The sequence below is a fragment of the Acinetobacter sp. Res13-Abat-PEC15-P4-01 genome, from assembly GCF_015676285.1.
In the GTDB taxonomy this organism is placed as follows: Bacteria; Pseudomonadota; Gammaproteobacteria; order Pseudomonadales; family Moraxellaceae; genus Acinetobacter; species Acinetobacter nematophilus.
Map to the genome: position 1 here is coordinate 207,055 of NZ_JADAIN010000020.1, position 18,252 is coordinate 225,306.

Sequence of the window (18,252 nt, forward strand, 5' to 3'; positions counted from 1 at the left end):
AGATTTTAGTCATTTTAATGATGCAATATTAAGTGTATATTCATAATTCATGATTAAGTCCAAAACTTGGGCTTAATCAGCACAAACATACCGAAAACAATAAAATTGAACAATTATATGTATATATATTTCATCTTGGTCGGATGGGTGGTGGGTATTTCACTGCTGGGCTATCCCTTGCCACAGCATGTCAATCTGTTCCTTGTTTTAGGTATCGGGGCAAATCTTCTGCTGATTTTATTTCATTATTTTAACTACAAAATTATAGGTTCCATCTATTTTAAACTTTTTCGCACAGCTTTAATCACTTTACTCAGCGGCTTGATCGGCTGGTATTATGCAGACAGTGCATTAGAGCAACGACTGAATTTAAGAGATGCCGCACACGGTCAAATCGAACACATTATCTATATTGCCCATATCAATAAAGTTAAGCAAAAAACGACAATATCTGGCGATAGATTTTCAAATACAGCAACGATCCAACAAAAAGTTCAGCTGTTAGCTCCTCAACAGACCATACAGCTACTGTTATATGTTAATCCTTCCCAAGCGGAGCTTTTAAAATTGGGGCAGTACTATCGGGTGACAGGTCAAATTAAGCCTGTCCACGGTTTTGCAGTAGAAGGCACATTTGATAAAGAAAAATGGAGTATTCAGGAAAATATTTTGGGCATATTGCACCCTCAGTCCATTGATCTCATTGCGCCTGATCAAGTTAAGCGGATGGGCTATGCTGCCTTTATTGACCGTCAACAGGCATGGTGGAAACAGGCACAATTGAAAATAGAAAAATTACGATTCGATTTTAGGAACTTAATTGCTCATTCATCCTTGCAGCATAAAGGGTTATTGCTGGCATTGTTAACAGGAGATGAAAGTTTATTACCAAGTACGATACAAGATTTATTTAAAAAAACGGGAATTTCCCATCTATTGGCAATCTCTGGTCCTCATGTGTTGATTTTTGCGACGTTATTTTGCTTTTTATTCAATTTTTTCATCAAGCAATTTTTCTCGTCTATTTTTTTAAAAGTGCCGCGACCTTATTTGATGGTCTACCCATTTTTAATCTGTGTGGTGTTTTACACTGCTTTTGTCGGATTTGAAATTCCAGCACTTCGAACCATGCTGACGATCATCATTTTAAGTCTGATCATTCTGTTAAAACAAAAAATTCAACCGCTAAAACATTTATTGTTGGCTGCCAGTATTTTATTGTTGCTGGACCCTTTTAGTATTCTTTCTGCGGCGTTTGCCTTGTCCTTTGGGACGTGTTTTATTTTGATTCGAATTTATCAAACGATCCAGCAACAGGATCCCCATCAGATTCTCACTTGGAAGATACAAGCCAAACGCTTTATCTATGTATTGATCGAATCCCAATGGAAAATTTTTATTGCACTTATGCCATTGGTCCTATGGGTGTTTCAACAATTCTCTTGGCTCGCTCCCGTGAGTAATTTGATAGCCATTCCCATGATGGCGATGATTGTCCCTATTGAAATAATAGCCGCTGCTCTGAGTATTGTTTCTGAGCCGCTTGGATTATGGATATTTCAGTTTTCTGATCTGCTTCTGTCCATTTTAGTCGCAGGATTAGACCTGTTTGATCAATCTTTAGGGGGAGAGTTGCGCTGGTGGGCATTCAGCCAATTTGAAATTTTCTGTCTGGCATTGGCTTTATTTATTTTATTCCTTCCTCAAGGAACAGTTCCCAAATTTTGGGCTCTGTTATGTTTGAGCCCGCTACTTTTACCTCAACAAAGCCCTTCAATTTTTCAGTTGGATGTTCTTGATGTCGGACAGGGTCAGGCAGTACTGATCAGGTTGCCCCAACATAAAATGCTGATTGACACAGGAGGTTCATGGGATGAAACTCAATTCAGCATAGCGCAGCAAGTGATGTTGCCTTATCTGATGCGGCAAGGGATTCGTGAGCTTGATCAAGTGATTTTAACGCATCTGGATCAAGATCATAGTGGTGCATTTACACAGATTGCAGAACAGATCAAGATTGATAAAGTGCTTTCCAATGAACAACATGAAGATTTTAAACACTATCAATTTGAATATTGTCAGCAGGGACAAGTCTGGCAATATGCTGAGATTCGCATTTCAATACTATCGCCTGCCCAGAATAAACTCAGTCAGGCGGCATACAATAAAAATGAACAGTCATGTGTGGTCTATATTCAAGTACCGCAATCAAAGTCCTATCAAAACTTTTTGCTGATGGGAGATGCAGGCTGGGAAACTGAGTTTGGTTTATTACAGCAATATCCAGATTTAAAAGTAGATGTGTTGGTATTGGGACATCATGGGAGTCAGAACAGTTCCTCGTATGCCTTTTTAAAACAACTGCAGCCTAAGCTAGCGATTGTATCGGCTGGATATAACAATCGTTATGGTCACCCGCATCCGATCGTATTGAAACGTCTGGCTCATTTAAATATTCCACTCAAATCAACCAGTCAGCAGGGGACGATCCAAATTGATCTTCATCGTAACGGCGAGATGAAAATAAACGGTTTTCGTGACAGTCTAAAATGGCTGGGTAGGGCTGAAAGTTGAACCATTACGAATGAGATTCGCCATTTCCATGGCTTCTTTATTGGGAACATTATAAATCTGCTTAAGCTGCGGATGGGCTTTAAAGCGTTTATAACTCCAATGATAATGTTCGGGATATTGGCAAATAAGCTGTTCCAACAATTGGTAAATGATCCGTGTGCCTTGATTGGCATCAACTTGATAGATTTCTTCATCCACTGGTTGAATGACCATGTCAAAACCTTGGTTGTCATTTCTGATGGCATATAAGAATAGTGCTTTGGCTTTGGTTTTTTGAATTAATTTTGCACTTAAATTGCTTGAAGAAAGGGGTATACCAAAGTACTCAATCAGTTCACCCCCTTGATGAGGGGTATGATCCGGCAGAATGACGGTTGTACCACCCTGTTTCAAGGCTCTAAAAATTCGACGCACACCTGACTCATCCGTAGGTACAAGCGTAGCATTTTCTCGACTCCGTGCAGCACGTACAAAATCATCTGCACTGACGTCCTTGATCGGTTCATACATGATGGTCATTTGAGTATATTGTGCAAACCAAGCATTCATGACTTCCCAAGTCCCAAAATGCGGCACGATTAATACTAAGCCTTTGCCTGCTGCAATGGCATCATGAAAAAAGTGTTCACCTTGAATCTGATGAATACGATCAATATTTTTTTGATTTGATCCACCCCATACGGTAAAAAATTCCATATAGGACTGTAATTCGTTACGAATGGCATGTTCGGTAATTTTTTCGCGTTGCGCTTTGTCTAATTCTGGAAAGCATATTTCAATATTAAGACGAATAGTTTCAGATGTCTTGGTGATACGCAATAAATTGACCAATCCAGCTAAAATTCGGGCAATAAAACGAGCCACTGGGATAGGAAGCTGGCTAAAGAAATTAAGTAGTCGTGTGGTTATGGTTTTATGTTTATCAGTCATCTGGATCAAGAAATTAATACTGAGGTGAATAGGGGGAGCTTGATTTTCGCTGGCATTATAAGCCTCTACGCAAAATCAACACGCCCTAATTTTAAGATTTAGCGAAATATTATAAGTTAAATCGTAATGATTAAATAGATTATACGGATTCAGTGTATATAATGAAGCATGAATAATTAATTTGGATGGTATAAATGTCCGATTGGCCACCTAAACCTCAAAATGACAATACAAATTTGAACTCGAATGTAGGTCAGCAGCCTACAGGGCAGGAATGGAAGATCTTGGAAAAAGCAGTGCTTGCTTCTGTGGAGGAACAGCGTCGTAGTCGACGTTGGGGAATTTTCTTCAAGATTCTGACTTTTCTGTATATTCTCTTTGTTTTGGTTGCATTCGTCAAAAGTTGTTCTTTATCGAGTGCAGATGATGGTTCAATGACCTCCGAAAACCATTTAGGCGTGGTCAATATTATTGGCACAATCGACTCAAGCAGTCAGGGTGTGAATAGTACCGATACGATCAAATCATTGAAGAAAGCTTTCGAAGCTAAATCTGCCAAAGCTGTAGTATTGAATGTCAACTCACCTGGTGGCTCTCCTGTTCAATCAGATGATATTTGGCAGGAAATTCAGTATCTTAAAAAGCAGAATCCTGATAAAAAAGTATATGCCGTAATTGGTGATATGGGTGCATCAGGTGCTTACTATATTGCTTCTGCAGCGGATGAGATTTGGGTAAATCCATCAAGTTTGGTCGGCTCTATTGGTGTCATTATGCCAAACTATGGGGTCAGTGGTTTAGCACAAAAGCTAGGTGTTGAAGACCGTACGATGACATCTGGGAACAATAAAGATATCCTCAGTATGACCAAACCTATTAACCCAGAACAACGTGCACATATTCAGGCGTTATTAGACAATGTACATGCGCATTTTATTGATGCAGTAAAACAAGGTCGTGGTGCCAAACTCAAATCTCAAGATCCAGCAATCTTCTCTGGCTTATTCTGGACAGGCGAACAAGCGATTAAATTGGGTATCGCTGATAAAGCCGGCAATATCGAAAGTTTAAAACGCGAGTTAAAGGTTAAGAAAACAGTCAATTACACAGTTGAACGAAGCCCATTTGATTCAATTCTTGGACGTATGGGGTCGGAAATGGGGCATGGTCTCGGTGAGACAATCAACCAAAAACTGGGTATGAATCAAGATGTAAAAATGCAATAGTTTTAAATACATGATATGTAAAGCGTGGTCACTGGTTGAACACGCTTTACGGCATGAAAACTGGTTTATACGCTGATCGTCAGCGTTTTGTAAATTTAGTGCTACACCAGAAAGAAATCATCTATCTTTCATCAGCAGATAAAAAATACCAATCCTGAATGGATGATCAATCATCAATACCATTGGATGATTAAAGAAAAGTCAGCAAAATCAAAATACTCCATATCCTCATTTTTTATTGATACATTCAAGCTTCATCCAAAAGAATAGTCTAAACAGTCTAAAAAAATGGTTAACGCAAGGCAAATTATCCTATACAGTGTTTTCAATTGCCTAGATTTTTGAATGTAAAAGGAACACATGACCCGCTTATCTCATATGAAACCTGTTATTCATTTTGCCCATGCCAATGGCGTACCTTCAAAGGTATATACAAAACTGTTTGAATTATTGAAAGATCAATATGATGTCATCTATGTGTCATTGTTGGGAACCGATCAACGTTATCCAATCGATAGCAATTGGTCGAACTTTGCTGATCAAGTGATAGATAGCATTGTCCAGCAATCCAGTGGCCGTAAAGTGATCGGGCTAGGGCATTCTTTAGGTTCTGTTGCGACATTTTTGGCTGCTTTTAAACGTCCAGATTTATTTGAGCAAGCGATTCTATTAGACCCTCCTTTAATTATGGGCAAAGCTTCATTATTTTTTAATCTCGCAAAAACTTTTTTCCCAAAAAAAGTCGATCAAATCACGCCAGCACATTTGAGTTTACGACGACGGGATCATTGGGAATCACGTCAACAAGCAGCAGAGCTCCTGAGACCCAAAGGTTTTTACCAGCATTTTGATGAAGATTGTTTCCAAGCATATATTGACCATGCCTTAACGGAAGATCATGTGTGCGGTGGAGTCACCTTAACCATTCCTAAAGATGTGGAAGTTGCAATTTTTAGAAGTGGACCATCTTATTGGTGGCTGCCGCATCCACAACCTCAGGTACCTGTAGATTTGGTGATTGGTTCAGAAAGTCCATTTTTAAAGCGTAAATTTCCTCAAATTGTAAAAAAGAAATTTAATATACCTTTTACAGTTACGTCAGGTGGTCATATGTTCCCTTTGGAACATCCAGTTGAAACTGTTGAACTGGTCAAGCAATTGATACGAAATAAATAGTTGTTTTAAGGGCGTATAGATTTTTCAACAGACTGACTGTTGCACACATATTGAATCTGATTGGAAGCTTTACCATGTTCAGTTGAATGTTTTCAGTGAAAAAAATGCATCCTGAGATGCATTTTTTTTAGAGCATATTTCAACTCAAATATTGTCTAAAACTGACAGAACTGAATTGGTTTCTCAAGCACTTGCCCTCTATACAACACTTGACCATTGTCCAAATGCTGCAGGGTACCATTGCAGATCCATTCAACGGCTTGAGGGTAAATTAAATGTTCAAGGACATGTACACGTGCCGCAAGAGATTGAGCATTGTCATGCAAATCAACTTTTAAAATTCCTTGTGTCAATGCTTGACCTGCATCCAATTCCGCGGTGACATAATGCACAGTACAGCCATGCCATACATCCCCAGTGTTTAAAACGCGTTGATGGGTATGCATGCCTTTGTAGTTTGGCAACAGGGAAGGATGGATATTGACCATTTTGCCTTGCCAAGCATTTACAAATTGGGCACTCAGGATACGCATAAATCCCGCGAGAATGACCAGATCAACATCCCAATCTTTTAATTGTTGATGCATGACATCATCAAATGCTTCACGATTGGAATAATTTTTATGTTCAATCACGCGAGTCGCAATGCCTGCCTTTGTCGCACGCTCTAAAGCGTATGCTTCAGGTTTATTGGAAATGACTCCTACGATTTGCCCTGAAAGATTGGCGTCAATCAAGGCTTGTAGATTGCTTCCACTGCCTGAAACAAGTACAGCAATTTTAATCATGCGAAAACTTAGGCAAAAATGACACGAATTTTTTCGTCAGCGCCTTCAACAGAAGCTGAATTTTCTTGAATATGACCAATTTTCCAAGCTTTTTCGCCTTGTGTGGTCAATACTTCAATCGTTTTATCTGCATCATTCGCATCAACAGCAATCACCATGCCTACGCCACAGTTGAAAGTACGATACATCTCGAATTGTTCAACACCACCTTCACGTTGTAACAGTTTGAATAGCTCAGGCCATTCCCATGAAGATTCTTGAATGACTGCTTGCGCACCATTTGGCAATACACGAGGTAAATTTCCAGGTAAACCGCCACCCGTAATATGTGCCATGGCATGAACATCAACTTGTTTGCAAAGTTCAAGAACAGGTTTTACATAAATACGCGTAGGTTCCATCGCAACATCTGCAAGAGGGCGACCCTCTACAAGTTGTGTCAAATCGACATTTTTTACATCAAGGATTTTACGAAGCAAAGAGTAACCATTTGAATGCGCACCAGAAGATGCTAAACCAATCAAAACGTCACCCGCTTTAACTTTAGAGCCATCAATAATTTTGCTTGCTTCAACAACACCTACAGAAAAACCTGCAAGATCATAGTCTTCGCCTTCATACATTCCTGGCATTTCAGCAGTTTCACCACCGACTAAAGCACAGCCTGCAAGTTCACAGCCTTGACCAATACCAGTCACGACATTTGCAGCAACATCTACATTGAGATGGCCTGTTGCATAATAATCAAGGAAGAATAAAGGTTCTGCACCACACACTAAAAGGTCGTTTACACACATTGCAACCAAGTCTTGACCAATTGTGTCATGACGGTTTAAGTTTAAAGCTAAACGTAGTTTTGTACCGACACCATCTGTACCTGATACAAGAACTGGTTCTTCATAACCTTTAGGAATTTTGCAAAGTGCACCGAAGCCGCCTAAACCACCCATTACTTCAGGGCGTGTTGTGCGTTTAGCGACTGATTTGATTCGATCGACAAGTGCGTCGCCCGCTTCAATATCGACACCAGCGTCTTTATAGCTTAAACCAGTGTTTGGGGTAGAAGTTGAGTTGCTCATAATTGAAGTCTCCGCATTCGCGCGAGGATTATACCTGAATATACGAAACTCTTATGTTATTTATGCGGCAAAATGTTATCTTTATTAAAATATTTTACTCTCAATAATGATTAAATTTGAAAAAGGCGTGATTCGATGCATGATCGGACTTTAAAACGAATTTTTATTCTTGCTGCAATCGCTTTTGTTCTATGGATTTTGTACTTACTGAAACCTGTAGTGATTCCATTTGTCGCTGCATTTCTCGTAGCTTATCTGTTTAGCCCAGTTGTTGAAAAGCTGAGTAAATTTTTACCGCGCTGGTTGTCTATTTCAGTGGTATTTGTTGGAATCGGTGTACTGCTGACTTGGGCAATTTGGTTTGTGGTGCCTTTGGTTTGGAAACAATTAATCTATGCGCGTGACAGTATCCCTGCTGGAATTCATTGGGTGAATGCGACTTTTTTACCGTGGTTATCCAATAATTTTAATGTGGAACACATGGAGCTTGATACAGATCAGATTTCTAAAGTGGTCATGGACTATGTGCAAACCAACTATAGCGCAGACAGTATTCAATCTATGGCGTTGAAAATAGCACAATCTGGACTGAGTTTTATTTCGATTGGCGGTACGATTGTTTTAATTCCAATTATTGCCTTTTATTTCCTGCTCGATTGGAACCGTATGCTGGAAAGCATGAAGGGATTTATTCCGCGCCAATATGAAAACAGCGTTTTAAATATTGTTGCTGAATGTCATAGTGTTTTGGGTGCTTTTGTCAAAGGTCAATTTTTAGTCATGGTCTTGTTGGGCATCGTATATGCAGTTGGCTTACAGTTGGTTGGATTGGAAGTCGGATTGATTATTGGGATGATTGCAGGTCTATGCAGCATTATTCCTTATTTGGGTTTTGGTGTAGGTATTATTGCCGCCATTATTGCCTGTTTCTTCCAATTTGGGCTTGATGTAAAACATTTATTGATGGTTTTAGCAGTATTTGGTGTTGGGCAATTGATCGAAGGATACATCCTGCAACCTTTCCTTCTTGGGGATAAAATTGGTTTATCGCCAGTCGCTGTGGTTTTTGCTGTACTTGCTGGTGCGCAATTAGGCGGCTTTGTTGGGATGTTGATTGCGCTTCCTGTGGCTGCTGTGATCGTGGTTTTATTGAAACATCTCAAAGAGTTATATCAGCGAAGTCAGTTTTACAAGGCAGAAAGCACGCTGGTGACCATACAAAATACTGGAAGTTCCGAGACAATTTCAGTTGAAAGCGATAAAGTTGATCTTGATATTGAAGTCAAAAACACGCAAGATACTGATGAATCGATTAAAACTGATCAAAATCCACTTTAGGAATGATTTGAATATATGCGTCAATTACAGTTGGATATAGAACCACAACTGGATGCCAGAATTAGTGATTTTTCTGGACCAGGTTGGGGACCTGTAATTGATGCTGTGCGTCAGCTTCATGCGGGCTTGATGAATCGTTTCTATATCTATGGTGGTGCTGGAACTGGAAAAAGCCATTTACTCTCTGCAATTTGTGATTCTTATTTAGAAATTGGTAAGTCTGCAATAAAAGTATCTTTATTGGAGTTGTTGGACGCGCCCATAGAAGCAATTACGTCATTAGAAAGTTATGATCTCGTTGCCTTGGATGATATTGAGGCGATCAGTGGCGTGCCGCATTGGCAGAAAGCAGTTTTCCATCTCATCAACAATAATAACGAAGATGGCGGGCAGTTGGTGTTTTCATCGAGATTCGCACCTATCGAATTAAAGCTCGAACTTCCTGATTTACAATCACGTTTGACCCAGGCGGTAAGTGTAAAAGTACCCAGTGGACAGTCTTATGCAGATCGTCATGCATTATTACATTCTGTCTTGGAACGTCGGGGTGTACATTTTGACCCGCAAATAACGGAATATTTGCTATTACATGGACCACATCAAACGAGTACACTACTGCAATCTGTGGATCAACTAGAAAAGTTATTGAAGGGTGAGAAAACCAAATTATCTCATGCGACGCTAAGACAACTCTATGCATTGATTGATGAATATAGACAATAATTATTTGTATTTTATAGTAATTTTTGATCTGTGTTTGATTTGATGTGTGATCGACAGTGTAAAAATAAAAATTCTTGAGAATTTTTATTAGCTGTGACAAAGTACGCAAAAAGGACTGATAGCAAAGCATTATGCTGGCTAATAAGAAATAATTAAAAGAAATCAAGGAGACTATAATGCTCAAACGGGGCATAGGCTTAGGATTATTATGTATTACTGGTCATGCATTCAGTGCAAATATTACTGTAACAACAACAGATGATATTGTAAAAGCTGATGACCAGTGTTCATTAAGGGAAGCAGTTGAATACGTCAATCAGGGCATGCCTGAAGCTGGCTATAACGGATGCGGTGGTAAAGATGCAACAGCAAAAATCATGTTGCAGGCAAATAAAGAATATTCACTGACAAAGCAAATTCATATTTTAAAAGATGTGGCATTTGGTTCTGACTATCAAACCAATGTCAATGATAATGAGTCGATTGTTGGTAAACGAAATGCCATCATTAAAATGGTGGGTAAAGACCGTTTGTTTCAAATCGAAAAAGCAAATGACCCAAACGCAACCACTCCTCCTGCGATGCTGAAAGTTTCTTTTGATGAAATTACATTAAAAGGATGTGGACAGTCGATTTGTGCGGATCAAGGTGGTTTGATTTATAACAAAGAATCACTGGGTATCAGCAATGGGCAACTGTTAGACGGTTCTGCACGACAAGGTGGTGCAATTTATAATGCAGGTATATATGCTGCAAATACCTCGCTCAGTTCTGTGTCATTGTCAAAAACTTTAATGAAAGGCAATAAGGCAGTAGAGGGCGGTGTCATTTATACCGAATTGCCGTCATTTATCATTTCTCAATCATTGATTCGAGACAATGAAACAAGCAACAGTAACAGTTCAAATTTTGAAACACAAAATCAATTCTCTGAAGATGCATTAAAAGCAATAGGTTCCTCCATTCCGTTTGGAATTGTAACCAGTACCATTTTTAACAATAAAGGTTATGTGGTTAAAATCTATGATGCGATGCAGGTCAACAATATCACCATGATTTTAAACAGCATGGGCTTGATTGTGAACGCACCGCAGAAAAAAGGTTATGTTGCCAATAGTATTATTGCGCAAAATGGCGCACAAGATTGTACTGTGGTGGCAGGGGGAGAAGCTGAACAGATCAGTAATAACCTATATTCATCAGGCTGTACTGGGTTTAAATCTACTGCACTGGGTAATGCTCAATTGATTGCTGGCTCAACGACTGAAGGTAAATGTGACTATAGTACCAATGGTATTTTATGTCCTTTTGCAGAGTCTTCTAAGATCGCCTTGGGATATTTCTTACCGAGAATTTTACCAAGTTACAATTCGGCAGAAGATTCGTTGATTATTAATCATGGACCTGCTGTACAAGATAAAATATTGTCATGCTCAACAACTGATCAACGTGGCAAGAATAGAGATATAAATGCTGAATTATGTGATCGCGGTTCAATTGAGCTGGTGATTGACACGAGTAATATTTCAATTGTTGGACAAGACATTCTTTATGGTGAAAAAGCTAAGTTTTCGATTGCCGATCAGTTGCAGGATGGCGAGTTGGTTAGCCCAGAAAAATGTAAACAGATTTTCAATCGAGATGTTGATGACAATGGCAAACCATGGCAAATCGGATGCCTCAAAACAGTTCAAACCAATACCCCGTCTAAGGGTAGCTTAGTGATTGATCAAGCAGGTGATTTGGTCTATACCCCAAATGGGAACTGGCAAGGTTCAGATGAATTTAAAATTAGTGTTGTGACATCCACAACAAGTTTTAATAAATCAGATAACCCTTATATCACTATACCTGCACGAGTTGTACAGAGAAAACCTGATGATTTTAAGGATTATAAAGTCAAAACATCGGGCGGAAGTCTTGGGTTCTTCTCTATCGTAGGTCTTCTCGGATTAGCAGGCTATCGACGTTTAAAGAATAAGTAAGGGATTTGCTATGAAAAACTATAAAAAAGGATTTCTGACAGTTGTTATATTGTCGACGATGTCATTAATGGCGGCAGAAGATAAAACGATTTATGTCACGACTTTTGATGATGAAGATGGGACAAATCCCGACAAGTGTTCTTTGAGAGAAGCATTACATGCTGCTGCTATACACAAAGCTTATGGCGGCTGTAGTGCAGGACAAGTCTATTCTACAGTGCCTAACGTGATCCAATTGGAAGCAGGAGAGTATAAGTTAAATAAAGAGCTTAGACCTAATTCAGATGTATCAATTGTTGGGAAAGAACCAGGTGATTATACCCGTCCTGATGTGTTGACCAATCAGTTTCCGGCTGCAACGCCAATTAAAACCACAATTTCTGGTCAAGGCAGTTCGCGTATTTTTAATACCATCTATGAAAACAAACCGAGTCTGGTGCTTAACGATTTAATTTTAAAAGATGGTTCAAGTTTAACTGACAGCAATTACAGTGTTGGTGGAGCAATTTATGCGGGCGGGGCACTGACTTTAAATAATGTTACCGTCCTGAATTCCAAGGCGAAAGTCGGTGGCGCGATTTATTTAAATGATGTGACCAGTTCACTCAATATCAATTATGGTGTTTTCGACGGGAATAACGCGGACCAAGGCAGTGTACTTGGGATGACATGTTCAGATAATTTAGGATTTACGACACGCACTATCGGAATTAACTACGCAAGTTTTCTGAGAAATGGATCTGAAAATAGCCTAAGTATGTTTAGCTTTTGTGGACAACCTTCAGTCACATTTACCGCCAATACAATTACCAACAATGTGGCAAATTCAAATCAAGGCAGTATTATTCAATTCACGCAAACGACCCCGCAAGGAAAGGTGAATTTGAGTGACAATTCTGCTTTAAGTTTAATCAGTAATACTATTGTTAGAAATAGTGCATGGTCGACATTGTTATATGGCTTTAATGGAATAAAAGCATTAAGTAACAATATATTGGCCTACAATACTGGAAAGTCTTGTCGTTATGCAGATGGTGATGTCACCAAGGTTGAAAAATCTGGTGTTGTACTCACCTATAATGCTTTGACAATGTCTGCTGGAAATGATCAGTGTGAAGTGGCAGAAGATGTGAGGAAAGATGGCAAGGACAATACCTTTGATGTCAGTAATATTAACTTCTCAACACTCTTGAATGAACTTGAGCCACCTAGTGAATCTACTGGGTTCATGCCGATGTATTTTCCTAAGAATTTAGGCACAGACAAAGATCTGGTAGATATCGGTTATACAGGCTGTAGTGGTAAAGATCAGCGTGGTGTAACTCGTGTCATTGCGGAAAATTCAAATGGTGAAAATGATGTTGCTAACTCCTGTGATATGGGATCAACCGAGGTTTTACGTTTAACAGCGAATAACCTGAGTGCATCCAATAGTTCCGTCGTCACCATGTTGGAGTCATATCAAACCATACTGGATAACTATAATAAGTTGCTGGAAGATCCAGCGACCAATAAAGATTATATTCCGTTCTATAAAATTCAATCGGAGACATATAGTAACTTAATCAAATATACCAAATCTGATCAGAAATATCGGACCATATTTGTTGATCCTTTTGCCGCGAATCTACCTGCTGAGATCGTAACGAAAAATGCAAATGGTCAAGATACACGTGTAGTCAAACACCTAAACACGGACAACTACACCGTAACCGTTAAAGCGCTTGGCGTAGGCACATTGAATGATAAAAAGGTATTCGTTGGTAAAGAAGATCCAAACTTTAAATGTGAATGGAATCCGAACCTGAAAAGAATCATGCTGTGGCGTATCAATGATAATGTGACACCTTCAGGTGATAATGAATTCTGTAGCTATCAACTACAATTAATTGCAGATCCAAGTATAAAATCTTCAGCTTATATCATTGGTAGTTTTACCAATATTGCACCAATCGCTAAAGATGCAACATTGAATATCGAATATGGTTCAACCAAACCATTGGATGTTGATTTACTGCAATATGCCAATGATGATGGTGATGGAAATGTTGCAGCTTTAACTGCAAAACCGAATAAACCAAAATTCTATGTCAATCCAGAAGGGATTGAGCTTCCAGTTAGAATTGCAAACAGCATTGACCCTGTGGTGATTACGGCAGACCGTAGTGGACCGTGTCCGGGTGATGACGGTAAATATACCTGTTACAGCGGTAAGGTGCATATCCAGCTCAGAAGTACGCTTGATCCATTCAGTTATAATTTTACTTACTATGTGTATGATGCAGATGGAAAAATTTCGAATTCAGCAACAGTGAAATTGCAAAACTCAGGCACTGCACCAGGCAGTCCGCGTGTCAGTGGTGGTGGTGCGTTTGGATGGTTGAGCATATTGGGTTTGTTCGGATTGCTGGGATATCGTCGCTATCAGTTGCATAAACAGGCGAAATAGTCATTTAGATGTATAAAAACCAGTTTTTCGAAGCTGGTTTTTTTATGTCTGTATATTTTTTGCTATTTAGTTAGGCTTTAAGCTGAATTTGTATTATAAGTTTTAATTAGAGAGGGTAGTCTGAAGATTTCCCTTAAATCATTGAAAAGTTATTCATTTTGAACTGATATGAAACAATTTACTGTACTGACCCCCCTTGAACAGATTTCTTGTAATGCTGATGAATTGCTTTCAATTAAACGTAATGATCTTGTTCCATTGCTGGATAATCAAACCCGACTCAATTTGTATGCGGATCAATTGATTCAAGCACAGTCCGTACTGTTAAAAAGTATAGATCCGAGTTTGACACAAAAGTTAAGTCAAATTATTGCCCAAATTATTGAACAGTTATCTGTATCAAAGACAAAGTTGAACCAAAGAAAATTTAATGCTTTGCAAAAGTGGTTAGGTTTGGATTTAGAGTTTAGCGTCGGGCAAGTAAAATATTTACGGGATTTAGAAAGTTTAATTGATGAAGCCAAACAACTGAGTCAACGATTGCAAATTGAAATTCAAAAGTCAGAATCTCGTTTCCAACAAGCCAATGGTTTAAGAGAGCAAATGGCAAAATATATTCGCGCAGCACAGGAATTTTTAGATGAATACCCTGTATTTGTGCAGCAACGTCATCCCTTGGATAATTTTTCAGAACGTTTGTCAAAAAAGATCAACACTTTGCAGACTTTACAAGCCAGTAATGATATTGCATTGGCTCAGATGCAGTTAACGCAACAACTTTCCTTAACATTGTTGGACCGCTTTAATGAAGCACAGCAAGTTTTGATTCCTGCATGGCAGTATCATGTCAGACAGAGCAGTGCACAAAATTCTTTGGTGACGACTGAAGAACTTGATAAAAGTCGTGATAAATTAATTCAATCTTTAAAGAAATCATTAGAAAATAAATAGGGTAGATCTATGAGCGATTCGAATCAGCAACCATTAAAAACATCAGCGGATTCTATGACGTCAACGACAGCAGAATCAAACTCTCCATTGGAAATTCAAAAATTTGAACAATTGAATCTCAAAGAGATCGGTTTAAATACCGAGGATTTTAATGAGGTGGTCAATGCTCATAAAGATTTGGCAAATATCAACCATGCAGCAGTTGCAGAGTACGGAAAAAATATTGCAACTAAAACTTCGTCCTATACGGATGAATTGTTGAATCTGGTTAAAAATAAAGACCTCGATGTGACGGGGCAAAAGTTAAATGAAGTCGTACAAGTTGCGCAGCAGCTCAATACATCGAGTATTTTGAATCAATCGAAAAGTTCAGGATTTATCGGCAGTCTCTTAAATAAGTTTAAAGGTGCGAAACAGAGTTTTGACCAACATTTTAATACCACCAAAGAACAAATTGACGCACTGGTTAAAGAAATTGAAACTTCGCAAACGGGTTTGAAAGCACGTGTAGATACCTTAGATCGCATGTTTAATGGTGTGCAGGAAGAATATCGCCAGTTGGGTATCTATATTGCTGCTGGACGAATCAAACAACAAGAGGTACAACAAGAGATTGCGACTTTATCTGTGCAAGAACAAGATCAAAAAATCAATCAGCGTGTCTACGATCTCAACCATTTAGCCAATAATCTAGAAAAAAGAGTCAGTGATTTACAGGTTCTGCAACAGTCCGCCATGCAAACTTTGCCGATGATCCGAATCATTCAGTCAAATAATATGATGTTGGTTGATAAATTCTATGCCATTAAAAATATCACACTGCCTGCTTGGAAAAACCAAATTAGCTTAGCGATATCGCTAAATGAACAACGCAACAGCGTACAACTTGCCAATACGATTGATGATGCAACCAACGAGTTGTTAAAACGCAATGCGGATTTGTTACATCAAAATTCAGTAGATACCGCCAAAGCCAATCAACGCTCGGTGATTGATATTGAAACGCTTGAACATGTTCAAAACACCCTCATTAAAACAGTGAATGATGTGATTCAGATACAAAAAGAAGGCATGCAAAAGCGTGAAGAGGCTTCAACCCGAATTAAAGCTTTGCAGTCGAATTTACAGCAGTTGGTTTTGGACAATACTGCACAAAAATCTTGAATCAATTTTAAATGTGCTCATTGATGTCGTGAATAAAGGTGTAATACTTGACTGAAAATAATCAACATGCTGTAGATATTCAGCAAATAGAACATGGATTAAAAATGTTACAGCGCCGTAAGTGGAATCTTACGGCGGCGGCTGTAATTTTGTCAGCGGTTGGTGTTGCAGGTTTGATTTCATTATTTTTTCAGCAGGAATGGGTTTTTAACATGTTTGGGGTTGCTCAACATGTGCATCAACTGCATCTGCCTTATATGGTTGATCAGCAATTAAGAGACGCAATTTATCAGCCTGACTATCTGATGAACGCGTTTTCTTGGTTAGGTTGGTTAATTTTAAAATTGATTATTTCTTTCATTGGTGCATTTTTTGTCATTAAATTACTTAAAAAGTTGCAATTCTTTTTGATTCGTCTGCAATCTTTTATTCTCAAATGTGTGGCATGGTTAATTGCTTTTATTGTGATATGGTCAGGTTTGACTTATATACAATATGATCTAAAAGATGAAGGTGACAAAGAGCTGAAAGCTTTTGTTCATTATGATCAGAATATTCAACACAGTAATATTTACCAATATCTCAGCAAATCTGAATTACCTGAACCTGTACAAAACTATTTATTGGCACAGACAGCATTAATGCATAAACCTGTAGATCGAGTGGTTGCAACAGTCTATGCAGAAAAGCTCATCAAAGCAGAGCAAGGCGACCCTCAATTCTTAGAATATGGATTTAAACCAGAACAGTTATGGACGATTCAGCATCAAGTGTTTAACCAAGCGCTGTCTCCACTTGCCAAAGGCGTTGAAGTTCAAGTGAATCGAGCAAATTTTTGGTCTAATATCGTCGAGAAGCTGTTATGGGCGATTGGGGCAATGGGTTTATTATCAGGCTTATTCATCTATTTGATCGCATATCGAATGAGCAAACGATTACAGCGGATTGGTCATCGGATAAGTTAATGTTTACCTGTTACATACAGGGGGCATCTAAGCAAAAAAGCACTTTTTGTTTTGACGCCAAGTGCTTTTTAATGTGTGACCGGAATTTACTAGGCTAGATCTTTCGCGCGTTGAGTAATAAGTTCCTTAAGTTCAAGTGTATCAAAGGTTTTATCCCAAATTTCACCATCAACCAAATAGTATGGTGTTGGATGTTTACCAAAACCTTGGACATATTGGGTAATTTCAGCTTGTTTGTCTGCAACTTCTTTATGTTGAATTGAACGTAGAACTTTAGTGCCGTCCAGTCCCATGCCTTCAATGACTTGTTTTAATATTTCAGGATTGGCAATGTCTTTACCATGCGCAAAAATAGCGTGAAATAAAGCCTGGGTTAAAGCAAACTGATCAAAGACATTATCCAAGGCTAAAATAGCCTGATGCGCCAAGCGACTATTGGGCATACGTTTCATATGCTCGATATCTACAGTCAAGTCTTGACTATATGCAGCAAATTTTGCCATATCAAGTTTACGATCAGCTTCTTTGGTTCCGTATTTTTCAGTCAGATATTGATAAATATCTAAACCCTGTTCCGGAATTTCAGGTAAAACTTGCACAGGTAATAATTCGATTTTTTTCGCCGTTGGTTGATTCCAGTGTTGTTTGAGTTTTTCAAATGCAACATAACTCATTGGGTAGACGATATCGAACACAAACTCTATTTTCATTGTTTTACCTCATCACATCTGTATTTGGAAATTGTGAATAAGTACACGTTGTTGTACTTAATAGGAGAAACGACACCATCAATTTAGCTTAAAACTTTGTGTAATCTCTGCGCAGAGTTTTTTGTAGAAACATGGTCGCAAAAATATTATTTTTATTGAATATTAATCTAATTTTAAGTTTTGAAGAATTGCCC

General features: G+C 38.6%; 14 protein-coding genes. 10 read left to right on the forward strand and 4 right to left on the reverse strand.

Features of this window, described 5'->3' with window-relative positions; translation table 11 throughout:
* The first annotated feature begins 117 nt into the window (after positions 1-117).
* A complete protein-coding gene (locus IMO47_RS08005) occupies positions 118-2,574 on the forward strand; it encodes a DNA internalization-related competence protein ComEC/Rec2 (protein WP_196074791.1) in 2,457 nt (818 codons plus the stop codon).
* Here IMO47_RS08005 and IMO47_RS08010 read toward each other — a convergent pair.
* A complete protein-coding gene (locus tag IMO47_RS08010; protein WP_196074790.1) occupies positions 2,545-3,504 on the reverse strand; it encodes a lysophospholipid acyltransferase family protein in 960 nt (319 codons plus the stop codon). The two genes, IMO47_RS08005 and IMO47_RS08010, sit on opposite strands and share 30 nt — an antisense overlap.
* Positions 3,505-3,698: 194 nt before the next feature.
* Between IMO47_RS08010 and sppA the strand changes: the two genes are divergently transcribed.
* Together sppA and IMO47_RS08020 are read left to right on the forward strand one after the other, a co-directional pair.
* Positions 3,699-4,730: a signal peptide peptidase SppA gene (gene sppA / locus IMO47_RS08015; RefSeq protein ID WP_196074789.1), complete on the forward strand. Its 1,032-nt coding sequence runs from the start codon at positions 3,699-3,701 to the stop codon at positions 4,728-4,730.
* A gap of 378 nt (positions 4,731-5,108) precedes the next feature.
* Positions 5,109-5,906, forward strand: a complete 798-nt coding sequence (locus tag IMO47_RS08020; protein ID WP_196074800.1) for an alpha/beta hydrolase — start codon at positions 5,109-5,111, stop codon at positions 5,904-5,906.
* A 155-nt stretch (positions 5,907-6,061) separates the two neighbouring features.
* On the opposite strand, the gene purN is transcribed toward IMO47_RS08020, so the two are convergent.
* A complete protein-coding gene (gene purN, locus IMO47_RS08025; RefSeq protein ID WP_196074788.1) occupies positions 6,062-6,694 on the reverse strand; it encodes a phosphoribosylglycinamide formyltransferase in 633 nt (210 codons plus the stop codon).
* Between the two features lie 8 nt (positions 6,695-6,702).
* Entirely contained in the window at positions 6,703-7,773 is a 1,071-nt protein-coding gene (gene purM / locus IMO47_RS08030; RefSeq protein ID WP_196074787.1) for a phosphoribosylformylglycinamidine cyclo-ligase, read from the reverse strand.
* 135 nt (positions 7,774-7,908) lie between these two features.
* Here purM and cxpE point away from each other — a divergent pair, with 135 nt between their 5' ends.
* The 7 genes from cxpE to IMO47_RS08065 all read left to right on the forward strand — a co-directional run bounded on the left by cxpE (position 7,909) and on the right by IMO47_RS08065 (position 17,348).
* On the forward strand, positions 7,909-9,111 hold the full coding sequence (cxpE, locus tag IMO47_RS08035; RefSeq protein ID WP_196074786.1) for a chloramphenicol efflux transporter CxpE: 1,203 nt from the start codon (positions 7,909-7,911) through the stop codon (positions 9,109-9,111).
* 15 nt (positions 9,112-9,126) lie between these two features.
* Positions 9,127-9,834: a DnaA regulatory inactivator Hda gene (hda, locus tag IMO47_RS08040; protein WP_004831456.1), complete on the forward strand. Its 708-nt coding sequence runs from the start codon at positions 9,127-9,129 to the stop codon at positions 9,832-9,834.
* Positions 9,835-10,010: 176 nt separating this feature from the next.
* Positions 10,011-11,819 (forward strand): rhombotarget A, encoded by a 1,809-nt coding sequence (rbtA, locus tag IMO47_RS08045; RefSeq protein ID WP_196074785.1) that lies wholly within the window; start codon positions 10,011-10,013, stop codon positions 11,817-11,819.
* A 10-nt stretch (positions 11,820-11,829) separates the two neighbouring features.
* The gene (locus IMO47_RS08050; protein ID WP_196074784.1) at positions 11,830-14,268 is read left to right on the forward strand and encodes a CSLREA domain-containing protein; all 2,439 of its coding nucleotides are present in this window, start codon (positions 11,830-11,832) and stop codon (positions 14,266-14,268) included.
* A 168-nt stretch (positions 14,269-14,436) separates the two neighbouring features.
* Positions 14,437-15,219, forward strand: a complete 783-nt coding sequence (locus IMO47_RS08055) for a tellurium resistance protein (protein ID WP_196074783.1) — start codon at positions 14,437-14,439, stop codon at positions 15,217-15,219.
* A 54-nt stretch (positions 15,220-15,273) separates the two neighbouring features.
* Positions 15,274-16,383, forward strand: coding sequence for a toxic anion resistance protein (locus IMO47_RS08060; protein WP_196074799.1), 1,110 nt, complete (start codon positions 15,274-15,276; stop codon positions 16,381-16,383).
* Positions 16,384-16,430: 47 nt separating this feature from the next.
* A complete protein-coding gene (locus IMO47_RS08065) occupies positions 16,431-17,348 on the forward strand; it encodes a hypothetical protein (RefSeq protein ID WP_196074782.1) in 918 nt (305 codons plus the stop codon).
* 89 nt (positions 17,349-17,437) lie between these two features.
* On the opposite strand, the gene IMO47_RS08070 is transcribed toward IMO47_RS08065, so the two are convergent.
* On the reverse strand, positions 17,438-18,058 hold the full coding sequence (locus tag IMO47_RS08070) for a DsbA family protein (protein WP_196074781.1): 621 nt from the start codon (positions 18,056-18,058) through the stop codon (positions 17,438-17,440).
* Positions 18,059-18,252: the final 194 nt, after the last annotated feature.